22 protein-coding genes are annotated in these 21,794 nt (G+C 69.7%); 7 read left to right on the top strand and 15 right to left on the bottom strand.

Going from position 1 to position 21,794, the window contains the following annotated elements:
• Positions 1 to 3: 3 nt before the first annotated feature.
• Positions 4 to 372 (bottom strand): winged helix-turn-helix transcriptional regulator, encoded by a 369-nt coding sequence (locus KUTG_RS46895; RefSeq protein WP_043726391.1) that lies wholly within the window; start codon positions 370 to 372, stop codon positions 4 to 6.
• 86 nt (positions 373 to 458) lie between these two features.
• Here KUTG_RS46895 and KUTG_RS46890 point away from each other — a divergent pair, with 86 nt between their 5' ends.
• A complete protein-coding gene (locus KUTG_RS46890) occupies positions 459 to 827 on the top strand; it encodes a winged helix-turn-helix transcriptional regulator (RefSeq protein ID WP_043733176.1) in 369 nt (122 codons plus the stop codon).
• Between the two features lie 52 nt (positions 828 to 879).
• Here the strand turns inward: KUTG_RS46890 and KUTG_RS46885 are convergent, their stop codons facing one another.
• Both KUTG_RS46885 and KUTG_RS46880 read right to left on the bottom strand, forming a co-directional pair.
• Positions 880 to 1,284, bottom strand: a complete 405-nt coding sequence (locus KUTG_RS46885) for a nuclear transport factor 2 family protein (RefSeq protein ID WP_043726390.1) — start codon at positions 1,282 to 1,284, stop codon at positions 880 to 882.
• Between the two features lie 198 nt (positions 1,285 to 1,482).
• Positions 1,483 to 2,727, bottom strand: a complete 1,245-nt coding sequence (locus tag KUTG_RS46880) for an MFS transporter (protein WP_157495283.1) — start codon at positions 2,725 to 2,727, stop codon at positions 1,483 to 1,485.
• A gap of 555 nt (positions 2,728 to 3,282) precedes the next feature.
• Here KUTG_RS46880 and KUTG_RS46875 point away from each other — a divergent pair.
• The 6 genes from KUTG_RS46875 to KUTG_RS46850 all read left to right on the top strand — a co-directional run bounded on the left by KUTG_RS46875 (position 3,283) and on the right by KUTG_RS46850 (position 11,682).
• Positions 3,283 to 4,539 carry an MFS transporter gene (locus KUTG_RS46875; RefSeq protein WP_052396257.1) on the top strand — a complete coding sequence of 419 codons (1,257 nt, stop codon included), beginning with the start codon at positions 3,283 to 3,285 and terminating at the stop codon, positions 4,537 to 4,539.
• Positions 4,540 to 4,985: 446 nt separating this feature from the next.
• Positions 4,986 to 6,185, top strand: a complete 1,200-nt coding sequence (locus KUTG_RS46870) for a Tox-REase-5 domain-containing protein (RefSeq protein ID WP_043726388.1) — start codon at positions 4,986 to 4,988, stop codon at positions 6,183 to 6,185.
• 86 nt (positions 6,186 to 6,271) lie between these two features.
• Positions 6,272 to 7,282: an Imm52 family immunity protein gene (locus KUTG_RS46865; protein ID WP_157495282.1), complete on the top strand. Its 1,011-nt coding sequence runs from the start codon at positions 6,272 to 6,274 to the stop codon at positions 7,280 to 7,282.
• A gap of 108 nt (positions 7,283 to 7,390) precedes the next feature.
• Entirely contained in the window at positions 7,391 to 9,880 is a 2,490-nt protein-coding gene (locus KUTG_RS46860; protein ID WP_052396256.1) for a hypothetical protein, read from the top strand.
• Between the two features lie 323 nt (positions 9,881 to 10,203).
• A complete protein-coding gene (locus KUTG_RS46855) occupies positions 10,204 to 10,701 on the top strand; it encodes a hypothetical protein (protein ID WP_157495281.1) in 498 nt (165 codons plus the stop codon).
• Between the two features lie 156 nt (positions 10,702 to 10,857).
• A complete protein-coding gene (locus tag KUTG_RS46850) occupies positions 10,858 to 11,682 on the top strand; it encodes an SCO6745 family protein (RefSeq protein ID WP_043726383.1) in 825 nt (274 codons plus the stop codon).
• Between the two features lie 76 nt (positions 11,683 to 11,758).
• On the opposite strand, the gene KUTG_RS46845 is transcribed toward KUTG_RS46850, so the two are convergent.
• The 12 genes from KUTG_RS46845 to KUTG_RS46790 all read right to left on the bottom strand — a co-directional run bounded on the left by KUTG_RS46845 (position 11,759) and on the right by KUTG_RS46790 (position 21,742).
• Positions 11,759 to 13,015 carry an MFS transporter gene (locus KUTG_RS46845; protein WP_232241312.1) on the bottom strand — a complete coding sequence of 419 codons (1,257 nt, stop codon included), beginning with the start codon at positions 13,013 to 13,015 and terminating at the stop codon, positions 11,759 to 11,761.
• Between the two features lie 251 nt (positions 13,016 to 13,266).
• The gene (locus KUTG_RS46840; RefSeq protein WP_043726382.1) at positions 13,267 to 13,557 is read right to left on the bottom strand and encodes a DUF4342 domain-containing protein; all 291 of its coding nucleotides are present in this window, start codon (positions 13,555 to 13,557) and stop codon (positions 13,267 to 13,269) included.
• Between the two features lie 164 nt (positions 13,558 to 13,721).
• Positions 13,722 to 14,027: a hypothetical protein gene (locus KUTG_RS46835; RefSeq protein WP_043726380.1), complete on the bottom strand. Its 306-nt coding sequence runs from the start codon at positions 14,025 to 14,027 to the stop codon at positions 13,722 to 13,724.
• Positions 14,028 to 14,100: 73 nt separating this feature from the next.
• Positions 14,101 to 14,874, bottom strand: coding sequence for an ABC transporter permease (locus tag KUTG_RS46830; protein WP_043726379.1), 774 nt, complete (start codon positions 14,872 to 14,874; stop codon positions 14,101 to 14,103).
• A gap of 3 nt (positions 14,875 to 14,877) precedes the next feature.
• Positions 14,878 to 15,639 carry an ABC-2 family transporter protein gene (locus KUTG_RS46825; protein ID WP_043726377.1) on the bottom strand — a complete coding sequence of 254 codons (762 nt, stop codon included), beginning with the start codon at positions 15,637 to 15,639 and terminating at the stop codon, positions 14,878 to 14,880.
• On the bottom strand, positions 15,636 to 16,619 hold the full coding sequence (locus KUTG_RS46820) for an ABC transporter ATP-binding protein (RefSeq protein ID WP_043726375.1): 984 nt from the start codon (positions 16,617 to 16,619) through the stop codon (positions 15,636 to 15,638). Before KUTG_RS46820 ends, KUTG_RS46825 begins: the two co-directional genes overlap by 4 nt.
• On the bottom strand, positions 16,610 to 17,233 hold the full coding sequence (locus KUTG_RS46815) for a DUF1796 family putative cysteine peptidase (RefSeq protein ID WP_043726373.1): 624 nt from the start codon (positions 17,231 to 17,233) through the stop codon (positions 16,610 to 16,612). Before KUTG_RS46815 ends, KUTG_RS46820 begins: the two co-directional genes overlap by 10 nt.
• Positions 17,230 to 18,069 (bottom strand): polysaccharide deacetylase family protein, encoded by an 840-nt coding sequence (locus KUTG_RS46810; protein WP_052396255.1) that lies wholly within the window; start codon positions 18,067 to 18,069, stop codon positions 17,230 to 17,232. Before KUTG_RS46810 ends, KUTG_RS46815 begins: the two co-directional genes overlap by 4 nt.
• Positions 18,066 to 19,331: a glycosyltransferase family 2 protein gene (locus KUTG_RS54890; RefSeq protein ID WP_052396254.1), complete on the bottom strand. Its 1,266-nt coding sequence runs from the start codon at positions 19,329 to 19,331 to the stop codon at positions 18,066 to 18,068. Before KUTG_RS54890 ends, KUTG_RS46810 begins: the two co-directional genes overlap by 4 nt.
• A 3-nt stretch (positions 19,332 to 19,334) precedes the next feature.
• Positions 19,335 to 20,177 (bottom strand): hypothetical protein, encoded by an 843-nt coding sequence (locus KUTG_RS46800; RefSeq protein WP_043726372.1) that lies wholly within the window; start codon positions 20,175 to 20,177, stop codon positions 19,335 to 19,337.
• A gap of 5 nt (positions 20,178 to 20,182) precedes the next feature.
• Entirely contained in the window at positions 20,183 to 20,899 is a 717-nt protein-coding gene (locus KUTG_RS46795) for an FkbM family methyltransferase (protein WP_052396253.1), read from the bottom strand.
• A gap of 168 nt (positions 20,900 to 21,067) precedes the next feature.
• The gene (locus tag KUTG_RS46790) at positions 21,068 to 21,742 is read right to left on the bottom strand and encodes a TetR/AcrR family transcriptional regulator (RefSeq protein ID WP_043726370.1); all 675 of its coding nucleotides are present in this window, start codon (positions 21,740 to 21,742) and stop codon (positions 21,068 to 21,070) included.
• Positions 21,743 to 21,794: the final 52 nt, after the last annotated feature.

Genomic DNA, 21,794 nt, shown 5'->3' with positions numbered 1-21,794 from the left:
ACGTCAAAGGCGGGCGTCGTAGCTCTCCCGCGCCGCGAGCACCCGCTCCATGTGCTCGTCGGCCCAGCGGCCCAACTCCTCCAGCGGCGCACGCAACGTACGCCCGAGTTCGGTCAGCTCGTAGTCGACCCGCGGCGGCACTTCGTCGTGCACGTGCCTGGCGACCAGCCCGTCACGCTCCAGGTGCCGCAGCGTCACCGTCAGAACCTTGTTGCTGATCCCCGCGACCGCGGCGCGAAGTTCGGTGAAGCGCAGCGTGTCGTCGCCGAGCGCGGCCACCACCATGGCCGTCCGCTTGTTCGCGATACGGGCCAACGACGTTCGCGACGGGCAGGTCACCGTGAAGATGTCGAACTCGGGCGGGTGAGACATCGGCTTCGTTCCTTCCGCGGTGGCCAGGACCCGGCCGCCGGTGCAACCATAGTCGACGAGGCCGGATCACCCAGCGGATGTGGACCATGACAGGCAAACCGAAGTGGCTCACGTCCACCGCGATCTGGTCGACCCGCGTGTCCCTGGCGCGGATCGACAACAAGTGGACCGCCATGGTGGTGCTCGCGCTGGGGAAGGGCGGGCTGCGCTTCGGCGACCTGCGCGTGAGGATCGGGGGAATCAGCGCGAAGATGCTCACCGAGACCCTGCGCGACCTGGAACGGGACGGGCTGGTCGCGCGCCACATCCACGCCGAGATGCCGCCCAGGGTCCAGTACGAGCTGACCGACCTGGGCCGCTCGCTCTACAAGCCCCTGCAGGCGATCGGCCGCTGGGCCGAGGAACACACCGCGGAGGTCCTCGCGGCCCGGGACGCCTACGACGCCCGGCAGTGAGCGACGTGGCGGCCCTCGTCCCGCGACGCGGCCCGGACAATCCGAGTACTGCTCATCCAGCACCCCAGAACGCGTCCTCCGCTGCCGGTTCCGAGGAGTACAGCCACACTTCGGCGACGCGGTCACCGTCGATTCGCAGCACGTCGACGCCGTCCTGCGACATCGAGGCACCCTCACGCTTCCCGCTGAAGTGAATCGGCGCGGCGACGAGCGCGCCGTTGACCATGAGAGGTCCGGTCAACTCCAGCGCGAACGTGCCTTCGCTGACGGTCATCATGCCACCGAGCATCTGGCCGACCGCGTCGCTGCCGTGACGTACGCCGGAGAACTGGTGGTCGCCGGGCTGATGCCAGGCGATTTCCTCGGCGAACAGGCCGGCGACCGTGCCGAAGTCCTTGGCGGCGAGGGCGTCGAAATACGTGCGAGCAACATCGAGCGCGGTAGGCGAGCCGGCCATCGTGAATCCTTTCCGAGTTTCTTTGACGGCCCCAGGGTGGCCAAACCTGATCGGTTACCTCAACGTAACCAATAGTGAGCGTGATTCACATCACCTGTCGAGGAGTGTCTGGTGCTGGAGGAGCGAGCTGATCGCGGCGGCATGTGGCGGATCAACGCCGCTGAAGCCGGCGCCGGCGAAGATCACCAGCTTGGGACGTCAACGCGCGGTGTGTCCGGAGGTGACGATCACGCCGAGCAGAGCCACGAACGCGATGACGATGCCGAAGCCGACGGCCATGGCGGTCACCCCGACGGCCCCGACGAACAGGCCGGCGATGATCGCGGAGACGCCCATCGTGAGGTAGCCGACCAGGTAGATCGCGGCGAACAGCTCAGCACGTTCGTGCGGCTTCACCTCGGGCACGAGGCCTCGGACGGCGCCGGAGAACGCCGCGCCGATCCCGCTGCCGCAGAACACCGACGCGGCCCAGAGCAACGGCAACAGCCCGGTGACGATGCTGCCGACGAACAGAAGCGCGCCGATCGTCATCAGGCTCACCCCGATGATCCGCAGCCAGTGCGGGCGCACCGCGCCGGTGACCGTGGACGCCAAGGCCGACGCCGCGAACGTCACGAACGCGGCCAGCGCGCCGACGACCGGGCTGCGCACCGCGAACACGGAGGCCAGCACGATCGGGACCAGGGCCAGGAACAGCGACATGATCATGAACGAGCTGATCGTCCCCGGCAGTGTCGTGGCGAACAGGACACGCACCTGCTTCGGCACCGAGACGCTGGGCGTCAGCGAGGCCAGCGCACCGGGTTTACGGGACGAAGTCTCCGGCGTGAACAGCGTGAAGACGGTGCCGGCAGCCATGATCACGACGAGCACCAGCCACACCGTGAACGTCGGGCCGGACACGAACTGGGCGAGGACGCCCGCGTACAGGGCGCCCAGTCCCAGCCCGGCCATCGGCGCCACGCTGGTCATCAGAGCCCCGAGCTTCTTCCGGCGCTCTGGGGCCAGTTCCACGACGGCGGCACTGAGCACGCTCGACGCCGCGCCCGTGGCGACACCCTGGATGACGCGGGCGACGATGAGCCACTCGATCGACGGCGAGAACAGGAACACCAGCATCGCGACCAGTTCCACGCCGAGCGCGCCGATCATCAGCGGCCGGCGGCCGACATGGTCGGACAGGGAGCCGATCACCAGGATGGCGACCAGCAGCGCGATGGCATACACGCCGAAGGCCAGCGTCAGCATCCAGGGCGCGAATCCCCACTGCCGCTCATAGATCGGCAGCAGCGGGGTCGGCGCGCCGGCCGCGACCAGGACCGCGACCATCGACACGGTGATGCCGACAAAGCCGACGGTGCGCGGCAGGTATGGCCATCGCGCCGTCGGGCGGCGGTCATCATCTCTGCGGGGATTGTGGACGACGGTGTCGTGGGCGCTCACGGAAGGCTCCTTCACTGCCGGCGCAGTGGTTGTCGGCGGTCATGCGCTGTCAGGGATCGCGAGCGCGTCCGAATCGGCCAGGCCAGCTGCCCACCAGCCCCGGTGCCACGCTGAACAGCTGACAGCACCGAGGACCGCCGCCGCCCGACCATCCGGCCCACGTCACCAGGAGCATCACTCTAACCATGTGTACTTCATTTTTGCAAGTACGCTTCAATCTAGGCGGTAACCATTGCCTCGACCTACTGCCGCGATGACCGCCTGAGCCGTCGCAGCCGTGACCAGGCCGACAGTCCGGCCCGCGCCGAACCTGCGCGCCGACTTCCGGTACTGAGTGACACTCGGCACGCACGTCGAGCCCCGCACTGAAAAAACAGTGCGCAACCCTGGAACAACTGATTACCCTCTACGCCGATGCTGTCACCGAACTCGCTCTGGAGAACCAGGTTCTCCGCGAGCAGCGGGCGGCCTTGGGCGCCACCGTGACCCATTCCGGCGCCGCGCCGGCCACGCCGATCAAGGCCCGCCGGGCGCGACGCACAGAACGGAGTAGCGGTGTCCAGGCAGTCCTCGGAGGCGCGCAGCCGGTCCATCCTGTTGGCCGAGAAGAACTTCCGCCGCTACTTTCTCGCCAGGACGGTGTCGCTGTGCGGCGACATGATGTTCCCGGTCGCGATCACCGCGGCGATGTTGGCCATCGGGTACGGGGCCAGCGGCATCGGCCTGGTGCTGGCCGCGAACCTCGCGCCGATGGTGGCGTTCATGCTTGTCGGGGGCGCACTGGCTGACCGCTTCCGGCCGAAGCCGTTGATGCTGGTCGCGGACGCGACGCGGCTGGCGGCACAGGGCGGGCTGGCCTTCGCGCTGCTGGTCGGGCGGCCGGATCTGTGGCTCATCCTGGTGTTGCAGGCCGTGTGCGGCCTGGCCACCGCGGCCTTCCAGCCCGGTATGGCCAGCATGGTCACCGAGGTCGCCCCCGGCCGCCTGCGACAGGCCAACGCGCTACTGCGGATCTCCGAGTCGATGACCGTGATGGGCGGGCCCGCGCTGGCCGGACTGCTGCTCGCGTTCGCCCAGCCGGCGGTGGTGGTCGCCGCGAACGCGGCCACCTTCCTGGCCAGCGGCCTACTGTTGGCCGCCGTCCGGATATCGGGCCGCACCACGACGGGCGGCCGGCCCTCGATGCTGAAGGACCTGCGTGCGGGCTGGCGGGAGTTCGCCTCCCGCCAGTGGCTGTGGGTGGTGATCGTGGTGTTCGCGCTACTCGGCCTGAGCATGTTCGGGCCGTACACCGTGCTCAGCGCCACCGTGCTGGCCGAGACGCACGGCGTCTCCGCCTATGGCCTGCTGGTGGCCGTGTTCGGCGCCGGCGCGGTCGCCGGCGGCGCGTTGGCCCTGCGCCGCTCCCCCAGCCGGCCACTGCTGGCCGGCGCGCTGGCACTGTTCGCGTACGTGCCGCAGTTTGCGCTGATCGCCCTGGGTGCCCCAGTCGGCTGGGTGGCCGCCGGCATGCTCATCGCCGGCGGCGGCCGCTCCTACTGGGCGGTGATGTGGTCGACCGCGGTGCAGTCACATGTCCCACGGTCCGTTCTCAGCCGGGTCTCCGCCTACGAGATCACCGGCTCGATGGTGCTCAACCCCCTCGGCCGCGCCATCGCCGGGCCGATCAGCGACGCCGTCGGGGCCAGTGCCGTGCTGCTTGCGGCCGGCCTGTTCGGGGCCGCCGGATGCGCGGTCCTGGTCTCCGTGCCCGCCGTCCGCGACCTGCGCCCGGCCGCGCCACACCCGACACGCTCCCCCCGCCCGATCTGATGGCAGCCGGCTGGTTCCGTCGTCCCTCAGCTGTCGTCGTGGAGATCCCGGCGCTTGTCCTGGAGCAGCCGCGCCTGGGATTGATGAAGGCCGCCTTGAACTCCCCGCTGGACCGCAGCACGCTCCACAGAGGACAGTTGACGAGTGCTCGGATCGATCAGTCGATCGCCGGTAAGACATCCTTGCCCTGACAAGCACTTCGACGCGGCGCCTGCGCGCCACACCACCCGAACGGCGGCACGACAGGCAAGATCACCGTCGTATGGCGCCAGGCGAGGCACGGCGGGGTCGACACGAGCTTCCACTACGACCGCAACCGGCTGGTCTCCGCCAGCTCGCAGGGCGTCACCGACGACTACGACTACGACCCGTACGGCCGGCTGCGCACCATCACCACCGGCGACACGCTCATCGCCAAGTACACCTACGACGGCTTCGACCACACCGTGCAGAATCGGAAGCTGCAGCGCAGCGGTTCCACCACGACCACGAAGTACGCCTACGACCCGATGGACCGGCAGGTCAGCCGGACCGAGGACGGCGGCAAGGAGACCGACCTCGCCTACCGCGGGCTGACCGACGACATCCAGACCGAGTCCGTCGGCGGCAAGGTCACCGTCGCGCACCTGTACGGGCCGAGCGGCCAGCACCTGTCGCAGGTGACGTACAAGGACGACGACCAGCAGGAGGCGTCCTACTACGGCTACAACGCCCACTCCGACGTCGAGACCCTGACCGACGAGAAGGGCGACACCCGCGCCACGTACGGCTACACCGCGTACGGCCAGACCGACGACAAGCAGACCACCGGCGTCGACAAGCCGGACATGTACAAGGGGGCGCTGTCCGACCTGGGCATGACCACCGACCCGTGGACGATGAACCGGTACGCCTTCGGCGGCGGCAACCCGATCAGCAACGTGGAGCTCAACGGCCACTGCTGGGACTGGCTGCAGGGTGCCTGCGACGTGGCCAGCGACGCCGGCAACTGGATCTCCGGCAACGCACACGCGATCGGCGAGACAGCGCTGGGCGTGATCGGCGGCGGCCTGCTCACCGGCGCCAGCCTCAGCCTGGACGTGATCGGTGGCGGCCTGTGCCTGACCGGCATCGGGTGCCTCGCCGGTGCGCCGCTGGCGGCGGTCGGGGCGTTGGGCGCGGCGACCGGCATCGCGCTGGCGGGCGTCGGGGCCGCGGCGATCGGCGAGGGCATCAGCCAGATGCACTCGACCAGCAGCTCAAGCTCCAGCAGCAGCAGCAGTTCCTCGTCGGGCAGCGGCCTGCGCACACCGCAGGCCGGCGCGACCGACAACGGGCCGGGCAGCTGGGTCAAGATCAACCGGGGTGGCAGCCCGGGATCCACGGCCTACCAGGAGAAGGCGACCGGCGTCGAGCAGGGCAACGAGTACCGGGTCAACGGCGTCGACTTCGACGGCTACGACAACGGAACCCTGTTGGAGGCCAAGGACAACTACGGCTCCTTCCTGGACAAGAACGGCAACTGGCAGTGGTGGTTCAAGAACGTCACCAAGAAGGGCGAGACCGAGTCCGGCTACGACAAGCTGATCGGGGAAGCGCGCCGCCAGCTGGAGGCCGCCGACGGGAACCCGGTCGAGTGGCGGGTGTCGGACCCGAAGCTGCAGTAGGCGCTCAGCGACTCGCTCCGCCAGGAGGGCATCGATATCCGGTTAGGGTCTGCCCATGATTCGGTGAGCACGTGCTGGTGCGGGTCATGTGGGGACCACGTGAGGAATCCGCGCAAGAGGTGACCGACCGGTTGCTGGCCGCGCTGCGCGCGCTGGCCGCCGTCGACGGCGACCTGCTGGGCCGCTGGGTCTGGCCGCAGGAGAACGACCAGGGCGGGGTGGACCTCCACCCGCTCGACGACCCGGAGTTCGCGCTGTCGGTGATCCGGGCCAGCGAGGCGAAGCCCCCGCAGACGGGCTACTCGGCGCGCGGCTGGAACGGCCGGCGCGGCGCCGGGGAGGTCAGCTTCAAGGTCACCGCCGGCAGCCGGAGCAAGGTCACGATGAACCTGGCCTATCTGGAGTTCGCGCCCCAGACGCGGGAGGAGGCCGAGCACTGGGCCGATATCGCCGAGCCGGCGTTGTGGGCACTGGTGTCGGCCTGGCAACCCGATCACGGCAGCGTGTGGACCAAGGCGGTGGTCGACGCGCAGCAGCCTGCGGTGCGTGACCCCTTCGCCGGATACGTCACCTACTTGTGCGCGGGCCGCCTGGCCGACGACCTGGCCGGCGGCACGAGAACATCGGACGGCGGCGTGGTGTTCACCGCGTCGTCGCTTGAGGACATCGTCGTCGGCCCGATCGACACCGCTGCCAGCCCCGCGACCGTCACCCTGAACCAAACCCCGGACAGCGCTTTCCAGGGCGCGCCGCTGGTCGTGTCGCCGACCGCCGACGCCGGGCCGGTCGTCGCCGCCCAGCCCGCGCTGAGCCTGTCCACCACCGCCGTCTTCGCCGTGGACGCCGGCACGCTGCACGCCGGCGCTTCCGGCACCGTCGCCGGCAGCAACCTCGCCGACGTCGCCGTCACCCCCGACGGCTCCGTTCTCTATGCCGCCGCCGGTTCACAGACCTCCGCCGCCGGCTTCGCCACCGCCGCCCGTGGCCTGGCCTTCTCCACCGACAGCAAGGAGCTGGTCGTCATCGTCGACGGCGCGGACGGTCCCGCGCTGAAGGTCGTCGACGACCCGACCGAGGCCTGCGGCCTGCTCTGCTGATCGCGCATGATCCGCAGGTCCATGACAACGACACCCGCGTCGATCCCGCGCGGGTGAGCTGGGGAAATCCCGTTGTGCGTGGGCGTTGATCGGGAACAATCTGCGCCCATGGATCTGGAGGAGTTGTCGGCCCGACTCGACTCACTGGCCTATCCGGCACGCCAGCGAGTCCTCGCCGACACCGCACGCTCGCTGGCCGGGTCGCCGACGCTGACCGCCCTGCTGGCCGAACTGGAGGCCCAGCCCGGCATCGCCCGCATGTGGGCCGTGACCATGGCGGTCGTCGCGGGTGACCAGACCTATCTGCAGCGCTGCCTGACCTCGCCCGACATCGCGGTGGCGGAGGCCACCGTGAACCACTGCGTACGGCAGGGCCTGCACCTCGACGTGATCGCGGCCGTGCTGCCGACCGCGCCGCTGGCCTGGCGGCGCTCCCTCTACCGTGCCATGCGCGGCAGCGAGAGCCTCGACTGGGCGAGCGGCCTGATGCCTTCGGTGCGCAAGCGGTTCGGCGACCACGAGGCGGCCGCCGTGCTGCCGGCATGCGACGCGGACACCGTCAGGGCGCTGCTGCCCGACTTGGACTTCGCGGTACTGAACGTGGACCTGCTCGCCCGCCGTCATCCGACCGTGCTGCTTGATCACCTGCGGCGCCGGCTGACCGGCGCGGGCGAGACCGCACGCGCCACCGTATGGGCGCGCTTCAGCCCGGCGGTCGGCGATCTTGCCCGGCACGATGTCGGGCAGGTCCTCGACCTGGTGGAACGCCTGGGCCCGGTGACCGGGCTGCCGACCGGGGCCGGCCGCTGGCTGGTCATGCTGGCCAAGGCCGACCCGGAGCGGGTGGCCGCGATCCTCGCCGACCCCGATCGGCGGATCCGGTTTCAGCCCAGCCGCGGCCTGTGCGAGGCATTGCGGCAGGCGTCGGACACGTCCTTGGCCGCACTGGTGCGTGCCACGATCGGCGACCATGGTCGCCTGACCACGCTGCTGCGCCGACTCCCGCCGTGCCGGCGGACCGCGGTGTTGGACGGCGCACTGGCTGGCCGGGACATGGTCGCGGCCGGACTGCCCACCTCGGTGTTGGATCTCCTGCCGTGGCCGGCGCGGCATGCCCACGCCCGCCTGCTGCTGACCACTCGGATCGTGGCCGACGACCCCCGGGCCCTGCTGGAGGTCACCGCCAGGCTGCCCTGGGCGGAGGCCGAACCGGTGCTGCGCGCGCGGACTGCCCGCTCGGTCGCCGCGGAGCGTGAGCACGCCTACGTGCTGCTGATCGGCGCGGCGAGGGCCACCCGTGACCCGAGCACGCTCGGACAGGCGTTGGCGTCGTTGACCCGACTGTCCAACGAGCAGGATCCGGTCCGCCGCGCCGCACTACAGGCGATTGCCGCGATCCCCGCCGGGCTGCTCGCACAGTCCGGCCTGTCGCAGCTGGAGAAGATCGCCACCGACGCCCTTGAGGCCAGGGACGCGTCCTGGACCACGAGGCAGGCCGTGGAAGCCGTTGCCATGAGCTTGATCCGACACGGCGCGACGACGACCGCATCCCCCGTGCTCGACTGCGGTCTGCGGATCATGGACCTGGCCGGCGGGCACAACCGCACGCTCAACCTGCACGCCCTGGACCGGAACCTGCCGCACGGCGCGGAACACACCGTGTTCCAGGTGCTGCGGCCACGCATCGCCGCCGACGTGCGAGTGGACCGCTACGAACTCGCCCTGTCACTGGCCGCGGGCCTGCGGCGACGCGCCTGGGCCATGCCGGACCTACAGAACTACCTCGGCACGGCCGTGACCGCCGCGGACGACAGCACGGTCCGGCGCGCGATCGACCTGTGGTTGGCGCCACCGGCCACACGGTCCGAACGAGTCGAGATCGTGTTCGGCCGCGACCCGTCGACGATCACCGTCGGCTCGGTCGCGGACGCGATCAGCTGCCGACGCACCGATCTGCTGGATCGCGTGCTGGCAGGGCCGGTGCATGGCCGGTTCGTCAATCCCGGCGTCCGGCTCGTGCCGATCTTCGACGACTCGCTGCGGCACTGGCTGCCCCGTCAGGTCGCCCGCTATGCGGAACTGTTGACCGACCTGGCGACCGCACCGGAAAAGACTGTCTGGGAACGAACAGCCGCCGTGCGGCGGCTGGGCCGCCTGCCCGGGGCAGGAGCCGACGCCGTGCGCCCGTTCCTCTCCGACGACGAGGTGGCCGTGGTCGAAACCGCCCTGGCCGCCTTGGCCTGGACCGATCGTCCCGACCAGGTGCTGGGCGAGCTGCTCGGCTACGCCGACACCGATCGTGCCCGGGTCGCGGTGTACGCGGCGACTCGCTGCGCCCGCGCCGTCGCACCGGACGTGCTGCTGGCTGCGCTGCGGCCGGTGCTCGCCGGCCGAAAGGTGACCTCCCGCAAGGAGGCCGTGCGGCTGATCGCCGAGCATCGCACGCCTGGCGCGGTGGACGAGTTGACGGCATTGTGGGCCGATCCGGAGCTGCACCGCGATGTCCGGCGCAGCATCGAGTCGGCGGCGCGGTGGGTGCTGGACGACGATCGCATGTGGACGGTGGCTCGGCTCACCTGCGAGTCCCGCCCCAGCTAGGGAATTCTCGGTTATCAAGCGAGTCGCGCGATAATTACGCTCATCTACTTGGTACATTTACTACATAAAGCATCTCATGTGCCCCTGAGCCTACAAAAACGCCGGATGTCGGGTTAGCAAGCTTGTTTTAAGCCAACTGAAAGTAGTGTTTGCGCTGAGCGGGACCGCGGCGGCGCGGCATCGCTGGCGACCGTGATCACGACCTGGACAACACCGCCACCTGGCGCTCAGCGGTCGACGGGCTGATCACCGCCTGCGCGGTCACCGGCGACCCCGCGCCTCTACGTGCCGCGGTCGCGGCGTTGGCCGGCGCGGACGACGTCATGGATCTTGATCGCGACCTGCCGGCTCAGCAGCGGGTGAGCTACCTGGTGAAGGGCCTCGCCGCACGCGTCGACGTGTCCGGTGAAGCCCTGCGCGGTGCGGCGGAAGCGCTGTCCGAGGCGCTGGTCTCCACTACGGACCACCGAACCGACGGGCTCACGCTGGCCGTGGCCGCGCTGCCCAAACGGGGCGACCTACTGCCGGCGTTGCGACGGATCGCCACGCTCGCGGATCGGCCGGTGCTGGCGTGGTGCGTCACCGACCGGGTGGAGAACTGGCTGGCCGCGCACGATCCGGGACGTCCGTCGTTGCTGTCCACCGCCCGCGACCTTTCGACGACGGCCGCCGGTGCGCTGCTGGCCGCCGGCATCTCCAACCTGGCCGGCCAGTACGCGGGCTGGCCGGCGCCGTGGCGTGATCTCGTGCTGGAGCTGCGCGAACACGCCGACCCCGATGTACGCGAACGCGCCCGACGAACTGCCATGGCACCCGAATGACGCGGTCATCGCCGTGCTGATGCATGTGGCGTCACAAGGCCCGCACGACGCTGCCCAGAAAGAACCGGCCGGGGTTGTCGAATCCGGGCCGTCTCGTTCGTCGCACAGGTGAGACAGCACCCGCCGGGGCGCCGTCACGACCCACAGGAGAGACCGATGTCGCACCCGCAGGCCAAGGTCCACCGCATGTTCGAGCTCATCGAGCCGATCGCCACCGTCTCCTACTCCGAGGCCGCGAACGAGCCGTTCCTGGCCGTGGGCATGCGCAACTTCTGGGACTGCTATTTCGCCGGCCGCGCCGCTCCGCTGGGTCTGGCGCCGGCCGAGGTGGTGCACGCGGTCTTCTACAACTTCGCCGACGGCGAGGTGGCGCGCCACATCCCGTGGGTCTGGGGGAAGGTCACCCCGCAGGAGGCGATCGCCCTGCGCGAGCAGGGCAGCACCGCCGCGCTGCGGCACAGGCTCGGGGAGCTGGCCGACTCCCCCGATCTGGCGCGGGCCGCCGACATTGCCGTCCGAGCTGCGGTCAGCGCGCCGACCGACGGCCGGGCGCTGTACGCCGGACTCCGGGCGCTCGATGTGCCCGAGGAGCCGGTGGCCAGGCTCTGGCACGCGGCGACGCTGCTGCGGGAGCACCGCGGGGACGGCCACAACGCCGTCCTGCTCGCCCACGGCATCGGCGGCACCGAGGCCCACGTCCTGCTCGCCCTCTCCCTCGGCATGCGGGCGGAGGAGTTCGGCCGCATCCACCACCTGCCCGCAGCGCAGCTGGGCGCCGTCGTCGACGGCCTGCGCGCCCGCGGCCTCGTGAACGCCGCCGGCGGCTTCACCACCGCCGGCCGGGAGATCAAGGAGCGCATCGAGGCCCTCACCGACGAGCTGGCGGCGCCGGCCTACGACGTGCTCAGCACGGACGACCTCGACGAGCTGATCACGACGCTCGAACCGCTCGCCGCCGCCGCGCAGTCCGCCGACCACTGAACGCTGCCCAGCTCGGCAAGCTCCACCGATCGCTCGCCGTCGACGACGAACCGGTCGACGTCGCGGATTTTCTCGTTTACCCGGCCGACTCATCCGTAGCGCTGGCCAGAGCACGATTGTTCAGCACGGGATAGAAGACCAGCGTGACCAGAATGAGAAAAACACCAGCGGCGACATACGAGACCTGGACGGCGAACAAGCTGGCGAGAATGCCGCCGAGTCCCGCACCGACCGGTCCCCCGGCCATTACCACCAGTCTGCTCGACGAGAGCACCCTCCCCAGCAGGTCACCAGGCACGATCTGCTGACGCAGGGTGCTCACCACGACTTTCTCCGCGGTCATCAGCGCACCGGTCGCCATCATCATCGCGGCCGCAATCCACACATTGGCGACAAGTCCGAGAACCAGAATGGCCGCGCCTACGCCGGCTTTGCCCGCGAGCATCACCGCGCCAGGGCCGAATCGCCTGCTGACGGCCGCGGCGGCCAATCCCCCGACCGTCGCGCCGACCGTGGTGGCCGTCAGCAACAGACCGAAACCGAAATCCGGAAGTCCCAGGACCTCCTTGGCCAACAGCGCGAGCATCGCGAACTGAGCGGTGACGGCCACGTTGCCGAGACAGGAAACCGTGGCCAGCGCCCGCAGGGTCCGGTTGCCGAACAACCACCGAATGCCCTCGACGATGTCGCTCCGCACACCCTTACGCGAAGCGTCGGGCGTCTCTTTCGGCTTGGCGTCCGTCCGAATCGAGAAGATCAACAGGCCGCTGGCGGCGAACGAGAGAGCGTTGCCGGCGAACGGCAGGAAGTTCCACACGCCGAACAGCGCGGAGCCGAGCGGAGGCCCCACGAAGTCCTCACCGTTGCTCTCCGCCGCGGCGATCCGCCCGTTCGCCGTGGCCAGGCTCCGCGGATCCCGCGACACGAAGTCGGGAATGGCCGACTGAGCGGCGAGGTCGAAGAAGACCTGGCCGATGCCCAGCAGGAACGCCGCGAGCACCAGCCATACCAGGTCTACCCGCGCGGTCAGGATCAGCACCGCGAGAGTGACCATGACGACGAACCGGCCCAGGTCGGCCCACACCATCACCCGCCGGCGGTCCAGCCGGTCCACCACCACACCGGCGTGCAGCGACAGCAGCACCCAGGGAATCTCGGCGGCCATGACCACGAAGCTCAACGCCATCGGGCTGCTGGTGCTCCGCAGGACCAGCAGGGGCAATGCGGCAGCGTGCATGCCGGTGCCGATGGCCGACACGAGCGTGGCGCCGAAGAGTCGGTGGAAGCGACTTCCCAGTCTCACCCTGGCGTTGCCGGATTCCTTCGTCGACACTCCGAGAATTCCTCCGGCCAGACTTTCACAACAGAAGACTCCACTGCCGACTACCGCGCTCCCAGAACCCGTCCACCTCGGCAAAGTCCCACGTAACCCGATTCTCAGCCATGCTCATCTACGGGCTGGCACCGTACGCGGCCGACTTTCGCCGGCCACTCCCGAGGTCGACCGCGGGAGCGGCCGGAAAAGCCGCTCGGAGGTCCAGCCGGGCCCCCTGCGCCGGTGGCTGGACAAACCCCGCCTGCTAACTACACCTGCTCGGCGTCGACCGTCGTCGCGGGCTGACTGCCGGGCTTCCGGCGGTCCTCGAACTTGATGCCGCACTTGCCGGCCAACGCGACACCGGCACCGACCGTGGTGGCCACCGGAGCGACCAGAGCCGCCACCAGCCCGAGAGCCACCGGCACCTCCAACACCACGTCGTCCTTGCTGTCCCGCACCACCACGCGACGGTTGATGCCCTCGCTGACCAGCCCGCGAACGGCGTCGACCACCGAGTCGACGGCGGTACGGGTGTACTCGGGCTTGGATTCGCTCATGACTCTCCTCGAACTGCGGATGTCCCCTTGCACCTCCAGCGTGCCCGCGGCCGGCCACGCTGCCATCAGGGTTTCCCCTGATCCGCGCCTGATTCCCCCGCGGGAACGGTCCCGAGGTGCGGATCAGGGTCCTTCCCGGGCAGGCCGCGGCGTCGCCTAGCCGGCTACTCGCCGAGCATCGAGCGGCGGATCTCGGCCAGCCGGTCCTTGCCCGCCTGCTCACGGTCGGCGATCTTCTTGTCCAGGGCTTCCGCCGTGTTCTCCGTGCCCAACCCGGCCAGCTCGGTCGAGCCCAGCGATGTCGTGTACCGGCTCTCGATCTTGTCCCGGACGAAGTCGAAGCCGGGCACGCCGCTCTCGTCGTAGTCCGGATCGGGCAACGACGGCGCGGGGACCACGAGCGCGGTGGTCGAGGTGTCGTCGACGACCTCGCCGTCCACCACGTCACGCTCCTGCTGGTGCTCGTCCATCGTCGTCTCCTCATGGCCGGTCTGACCTCCGACCTTAGCGCCAACCGAGCCGCCGATGCTTGGCCAGCAGTCGCTAGCTCGTCGCGCCGGTGTACCGCTTCAAACCCTGCCGCCACACGACTGTCGCCACCACCACCGCGATGACGCTGGTCCCCAAGGCGGCCACGACGGCGGTCACGTCGAGTGTGCCGGCCAGCGCTCGGGCCGGCACGGTGGCGATGAGCGCGACCGGCAGGACGTAGGTGAACAGGAGCCGGACCGGACGGGCGTAGATGTCGGCCGGATAGCGGGCCAGCTGCCAGGTGTTGCTGAACAGGCTGTGGAGATCGAGGCGAGGCGCCCAGAAGGCGATGCTGCCGAAGATCATGCCGACGGCCCACATCGTCGCGGTCGCGGCGATCACGAGCACCAGCCAGAGCACAACGGCGCCGAGACCGGGTGGGTGGGCGCTGAGGCCGACGACGACCAGCCCCAACGGGATCTGCACGCCGGCGAGCGGCGTGGCGGTGCTCAGGCTGACCAGGAACATGCTTGGCGCCGGCCGCAGCAGGTGGTGGTCGAGCCCGCCGTCACGGACGCCACGGGTGGGGAACGCGGCGAGGTTGGGGTCCACGAAGGTCGCCTTGATGCCGCTGAGCAGCTCGAAGGTGCCGATCAGGATGATCACGTCGGATTCGCTCCAGCCGACGAGGCTGTCGGTGCGGGAGAAGATCACCAGCGTGGTCGCGATGGTCGACAGCAGGGCGACCACGGCCAGCCCGGTGTCGAACAGCAGGTTCACCCGGAACGCCACGGTCTGCCGCAGCGACAGGGAGAAGCCGATGCCGAGCAGACGCAGGAGTCTCACGGCTCACGCCCCGACGACCGAGTAGCGGCGGATGCCGCGCCGCCAGACGACGGCGGCGAGCCCGGCGAACAGGCTGCCCCAGCCGAGAAGCAGCAGGTAGCCGGCGCCGACCGGGGCGCCGGTGGCGATGTCCGCCGGCAGGCCGAGCATCGCGTAGAACGGCAGCGCCAGGGCGATCCAGCGCCACGGCTCCGGCAGGTCGGCGATCGGGGCCGCAGTGCCGCCGAGCAGGTAGGCCAGGATGTGGGAGAAGGCGACGATCGCGTGCACCCGCTCGGTCCAGAACGCCGTCAGCGCCAGCAGCCATGTCCACAGGAACCGCACGATCGCGGCGCCGAGCAGCGCTGGCACGGCCAGCAGCAGCGCGGACGGCCGGTAGCTCGCGCCGGCGACTATCGCCACCACAATGGTCAGCGGCAGGCCGAAAAGCCCGAGCCAGAGCCGGATCGCGATGTTCTCGCCGGCCGGGCCGATGATCACCGGCTGCGGCTTGAGCAGGTCGTGGCTGATCCGGCCGTCGTACACCGCCTCGGAGAAGGTGTAGTCCTCGAACGAAGCCGTCACCAGGTACACGCCGACCAGCGCGACGAAGTAGTTCACCGTGTTCCGGTCGCCGGGCAGCACCGCGGTCCACACGACGAGGCCGATCAGCGGCCCGATGGCGTAGTTGACGGCGAGCGTCGCGGCGAACGTCCATGAGCTCGCCCAGTCCAGGAACTGGTTGCGGACCCGGAGCCCGAGCAGTCGAGCCAGCCGGGCGGTCATACCCCCTCCCGGTAGGCGAGATCGATCACTGCCTCCAGCGCCGGCTCCTCCACGGAGAGGTCGACGACGTCGATCGCGCGCAGCAGGGTCGACGTCACCTCGGCGACCTGGTCGCGCGGCACGCGGAGCTCCCAGATGTCGTCGTGGGCGGCGACAACCTCGGCCACGTCGAGGAAATCCCACATGGTGGCCGACGGGGCGGTGATCCGGATGATCTTGCACGGTGCCAGCCGGACCGCCAGCCGCTCCCGCGGACCGTCGTAGCGCACGCTGCCGTGGTCGATGAGGATCAGCCTGCGGCACAACGATTCCACGTCGGCCATGTAGTGGCTGGTGAGCAGGATCGCCGCGCCGGTCTCGGCGGCGTAGGCGGCGAGGAACCGCCGGATCGCCGCCGCCGCGGAGACATCGAGGCCAAGCGTGGGCTCGTCGAGGAACAGCACCCGCGGCCGGTAGAGCAGCGACAGGGCAAGCCCGGCGCGCATCTTCTCCCCCAGGCTCAGCGCCCGCAACTGCCGATCCAGCAACGGTTCCAGTTCGAGCATGACCACCAGCTCGTCGAGGGTGCGCAGGTACTCGGCCCCGGGGATCTCGTAGAGCACCTTCTGGTACAGCAGGGAATCCAGCAGGGTCAGCTCCTGCTGCCCGCCGGTGGGCTGGCTGCCGCGGACCAGCGCTATCTGCTTGAGGAACGGCGTCTGCCGCCGCCACGGCGTGTGGCCCAGCACCTTGACGTCGCCTCCGGTGGGGTGCAGCAGGCCGGACATCATCTTCATGGTGGTGGTCTTGCCGGCGCCGTTCGGTCCGATGAAGCCGACCACCTCGCCGGCGGCGACCTCGAACGACACACCGCGCACGGCGTGCACGTCACGAAAACGTCTATGCAGCACCGATTTGAACGCCGCAGCCAGCCCCGCCTCCCGGACCGGCACGCGGTAGGTCATGGTCAGGTCGTCGACGACGACGGCCGTCACGTCCATAGCTGCTCCAGCGGCAGGTCGGCGAACAGCGCGTCCCAGGCCTCGTCGTCGCCCTGCCAGCGGCCGGGCAGCAGCGGGACCTCGCGGAAGGCGATTCCCGGCGGCAGCTGGTCGAGATCGGCCGGCGGCGTGCGGCCCAGCCACAGAATCGCGAAGTCGTGGCCGGGATACCGGGTCGCGATGAGGTCGCGGAGCTCGACGATGTCGGCGACCTTCTCCACGCCGTTGGCGTCCTGCCGCACGTACAGCACACGGGCCGAGGACGCCGTCATCTCGCGCCAACGCTCGGCGAGGAAGGCGAACTTCTCCTGCGCCTTGGGAAGTTGCGCCTCGATGTCCGCGACCGTGAGCGGCTGTCCCTCCTCGGCGTGGAACTCGTGGTAGAACTCCATGCCGGCGTGCAGGTCCAGCGCGCCGTCGCCGTCGCTGGTCAGCGCCATCCGGCCGGACCGGAGCACCTCGCCGAAGTCGGTGGCGATGGCGTTCCGGACGTAGACCAGATCGATCTCCAGCCAGTCGAAGAAGTGCGCGCCGTCCTGACCGAGGATCCGACGGATCTGGTAGGTGGACTCGCAGTGCTGGCCGAGTCCGACACACAGGTCGAACGACCTCATGCCGGCTCCTTTCCGAGCGCCCGGACGCGCCGGCGCAGGGCATCGTGGTCGAGCAGGTCGCACTCGATGCCGTGCTGGCGATCGAGCGCGAGGCCAGCGAGCCGGCCGGATCCGCGCCACTCGACCGGTTCCAGCGCGGCGATCGGGTCCCGGTACGCCTCGTCCATCGACACGATCTGCCAGCCGGCGGCCCACAGCGCCGCGGCCGCGTCGGCGATGAAAAGCGCGTTCACATCGTTCTCGTGCAACAGGAACACGTGCGCCGGCGACCGCCCCAGCGCCCTGACCGCCAGCTCGTCGTAGAACTCCGCCGGCCCGAGCAGCGATTCCACGTAGACGTCACGCAGGGCGTCCAGGCCCATATCGGGTGTCGCGAGGGACTCCAGCAGCCAGTCCAGCGTCGGCACGGTGATGTAGGCGTTGGACCACCCCTGGTCGGCCAGCGCCGCGCTCACGGCCGACCGCTTCGCCGGATCGGCGTCGCCCTCGTCGATGTACGGGTAGCGGAACCAGGGCCGCCGGCCTTCACGGTCGGTGAACCAGGCCGCGGCCCGGTCGAGGTCCGCAAGGTAGTCCTCGACCGAGGTCTCCGACAGCGCCGGGTGGCTGTAGCTGTGGCTGCCGATGACATGCCCGGCCGCGGTGTAGGCCTTGATCCGCGCCTCGCCGCCGACGCCGCGTGGCTCCCGGAGGCCGCCGACCACCACGAAGAACGCCGCCTGGTCGATGCCCGCCCGGGCCAGGTTCTCGATCAACGTCTCGGTGCGCCGATCGGGCGAGAAGAAGGCGCCCGCGTAGTGCGGCACGTCGTCGAAGCTGAAGGCAATCCGTTTCACAGCCGCCCCTCTTCCAACACCGGAACCCGCACGTCACCGGTGCGGTCGAGCTTGTTCCAAGCCGCGCTGCGGCCGGTCAGCACTCGGTACCAGGCGACCCAGGTCACCAGCGAGCTCACCATCGGAACGACCATTGTGGACAGCAGCCCCGACTGCGTGTCCGGCAGCCCGGCGGCCGCCCGCCCCTCGGCATCGAGCGAATGCGCGAACCTTCGCGTCACCCGCAGGTAGACGTAGTTCAACAGCAGCACCGCGATCGCCACCAGCAGCACGGGCGCGGGCCCTTCCCGGACCAGGATCAGGACGGCCAGCACCGGCAGGAAAACGGTGCCCAGCACCGAGAACAACGGCAGGATCGAGTGGTTCCACAGCATGTAGCACCACATCAGCGCCATCGAGTCGCGGCGCCGCAACGCCGGTCCGGCCGTCTTCAGCATCACCTGCGTCTTGCCGGTCGCCCAGCGCAGTCGCTGTTTGCACAGACTGCCCAGTGTGTCCGGCGCCTCGGTCAACACGATGGCCGACGGGCGGTGCACAACCTCGAAACCGTTCATCAGCAACAACATCGTCAGGTGCGCATCCTCGGCCAGCGTGCCTTCCGGGTAGCCGCCGAGCCGGGCGACCGCCCGGCTGCGGAAGGCTCCGACGGCGCCCGGCACCACGGTGATCCGCCGGATCAGAGAGAACGCGCGGCGCTCGACGTTGTTGGCGAACTCGTACTCCCGCACCTGCGCGTCGAAGACGGTCCGGCTGGCGGGAAAGCGGTTTCCGACCAGCATGTGCCCGGAGACCGCGCCGACCCGGCCGGAGTCGAAGCCGGCGAGCAGGCTGGCGATCGTGTCCGGCAGCACCTGCGTGTCGGCGTCGATGGCGACGAAGAACTCGGTGTCCACCACGGTCAGCCCGTGGTTGAGTGCCGCGGCCTTGCCCCGGTTCTGCTGGCCCAGCACCGTGATCACGTCACCGTGCCGGCGGCACAGTTCGCGCATGACCTCGATGGTGCCGTCGGTGGAGCCGTCGTCGACGCAGATGACCCTGGCGATGTCCACGTGCCGCGACGCCAGGATCGACTCCACGGTCTGGCGCAGCACCTTGCGCTCGTTGAAACACGGCACCAGCACGGAGATCCGCCTCGGTGGTCCGGTGACCGGTCTGGTCGCCGCCGGATCGGGTTTGGACGCCATCACCAGCAGGACGAAGCCCTGCACGGACGCGTAAGAGGTGATCAGGGCAAGGAGAACGAAGCCGAAGTCGATGTTCACGGCTCACTGCACGCCGAGGTCGTCGGGCGTGACGGTGACGTCGGCGAAGGCCTCCAGGTAGGTGGTCATCGAGGTGCCGGCCTCGTCGTGGTGCGGCCGACCGTGCTCCAGATAGGCGACGACCCCGAACGGACCGGCGAGGTGCGCGGCCCCGAGGAGGCTGGCCGGCGAGGGGACGTCCGGCCCGGCCGTCCATATGTCGCAGCCGGCCGTGGCGAAGTGCCGGTCGAGGATGGTGACGGTGTGGCGCAGCGACCGGCGCAGGATCGCCAGCTGGCAGTCGTAGGTCCGCAGGTCGTCGAACGAGTGCACGCCGTCGCGGCCGGTGAAGGTGCCCTGCCAGCGGTTGACATCGGTCCCGATCTGCCAGCGGCCGGTGGCCTCGTCCTGGTAGAGCACGCTGGCCTTGCCGTCCCGCCAGGTGCTGTCGGGCAGCGTGCTGGCGTAGAAGGAGGGCACGCGGAGCTGCTGGCCGTCGATGACAACGTCCTCCATCGCCGGGCGGTAGTACTGGAGGTCGATCAGCAGCGGCTCGCCGAACTGGAAGCCGACGAAACCCCACGGGTTGATGACGGCGGCCTGCACCGCGGCCAGGCCGATCGTCTCGCGGTCCTGGAAGAGGTCGAGCACGCCCGTGGCGGCCAGAAACTCCGCGATCGTGCACCGCCTCGGCAGCGGCGCCCCGGTCTCGGCCGACCGCACCAGGCGGCCGGGCTGCCGCACGGCCCAGTAGTCCATCGCCTCGGTGTCGAGATTGACCGTGTACCAGCCCAGGTCGCGCGAGTCGATGCGCGACTCCATGTCGAGCAGGCGTTGAAAGAAGTCCGTCCGCCGCACCGTTTCCATGACTCCTACCTCAGAGGGTTGTCGTGGCGCGCGAGCAGTCGCCGGCTGCCGAAGAGCACGTTGTACTGCTGTGGCGTCTCCGCGTCGCGGGCCAGCGGCGTCAGGCCGTGCCCGGCCAGCTCGGCCACCACGTCGCCGACCAGCCACTGGTCGCGCCAGAAAGCGCTTTCCTCTACTTCGATCTTGAGCACGTCGCACTCGGACAGAAATGCGGCGGAGCCGGACAGCACGGTCCTGGCGGCGCCTTCCACGTCCATCCACATGGCGAACGGACCGGCCGTGTCCGCGAACTCGTGGTCCAAAGTGGTGGCCGCCACGGTCACTTCCTCGTACTCGACGTCGCCGAGCCAGTCGCCGCCGGCGCGGGTGAGCAGCGAGTTGTAGCCCTCGACCCGGTCGTCGCACCAACTGGAACTCTCCGCGACCACGAAGAACGAGACCTCACCCTTCTCCGCGGCCAATGCCTGGCGCCGATATTCGACCCGACCGGCCGCGAAGTCGGTAATGCGTGAAAATCGTGCGTAAACGTAGGGATTTGCCTCGAACGCGACGACCCTGCACTCGGGCAGCGCCCGCGCGACCCGCAGCGACGCGGCCGCCTCATAGGCGCCGGCCTCGACGAAGACGCGGGGTTCCACCCGTAGCACCAGGTCGTGAAATAGATCGTCGAGTTCGGCAACCGTCATTGGCAACAGCTCCACAGCACCGCTCACGAGATCCATACTCAGCCGGTATTCGCGTTTACGTCAAGCGGCCCGACCATTCGCACCAAAATCGCTGCCCGGTTCCCGGCGCTCACATCAGCATTGCCGTGGCAAGCACGCGACATACAAGACACATCAATTTCGGTGTTTTCCCTAGTGGTAGATCAGCCAGCGGCGGGCCGCTCGTCACGTGCGGTCGAGCCGGGCCACCAGTGCGTCGAGGGCCAGGTCGACGGCGAACTCGTACTCGGCGGCGCTGTCGAAGCGGGCGAGGTGAGGGGCGGCGGCGGCGATCGCGGGCAGGCCGCTGCGCTCCAGGACGGTGCGACGGTGGGCGATGCCGTCGGTGTCGGTGGTGCCGAAGGCGGGCCCGGCGTTGACCTCCCGAAGCAGGGCGCCGACGAGGGTTGCGACAAGCATGCGGAGGAGGCGCACGGATTCCTCGGCGGGACAGCCGGCGTCGCGCAGGACCGCCAGCACGGCCTCGACCGGCGCGAGCGCGGCGAGCGAGTCGAGCTGGCGGGTGAGGACGAGGGAAGCGGCCTCCGGATGTGCCAGTGCGGGCTCACGGAAGGCGTACGCGATGGCCCGCAGGTCGGTCCGAAGGTCCCCGGTGCGCGGCGGCGGCACGACGGCGCCGAGCAGGTGTTCGGCGACGGCGTCGAGCAGGCCGTCCTTGCCGTCGACGTGGTTGTAGAGGCTCTTGGCGTCCACCCCGAGCACCCGCCCGACGGCGCGCATGCTGACCGCGCCGACGCCGCCCTCGTCGATGACCCGCAAGGTCGCCCGGACGATGGCGTCGCGGGACAGCTGGCTCTCGCCCCTCGGCGGCCGCCCCCGGCGTCCGGTGCTGGTGGTCATGCCGCCCATGATGCCGGACGGCCTTGGGAAAATCCACAGTGTGGGTATACAG

The organism is Kutzneria sp. 744, from assembly GCF_000568255.1.
In the GTDB taxonomy this organism is placed as follows: domain Bacteria; phylum Actinomycetota; class Actinomycetes; order Mycobacteriales; family Pseudonocardiaceae; genus Kutzneria.
The sequence above is the reverse complement of the archived record's forward strand: the minus strand, read 5'-3'. Positions and strand labels throughout refer to the sequence as shown.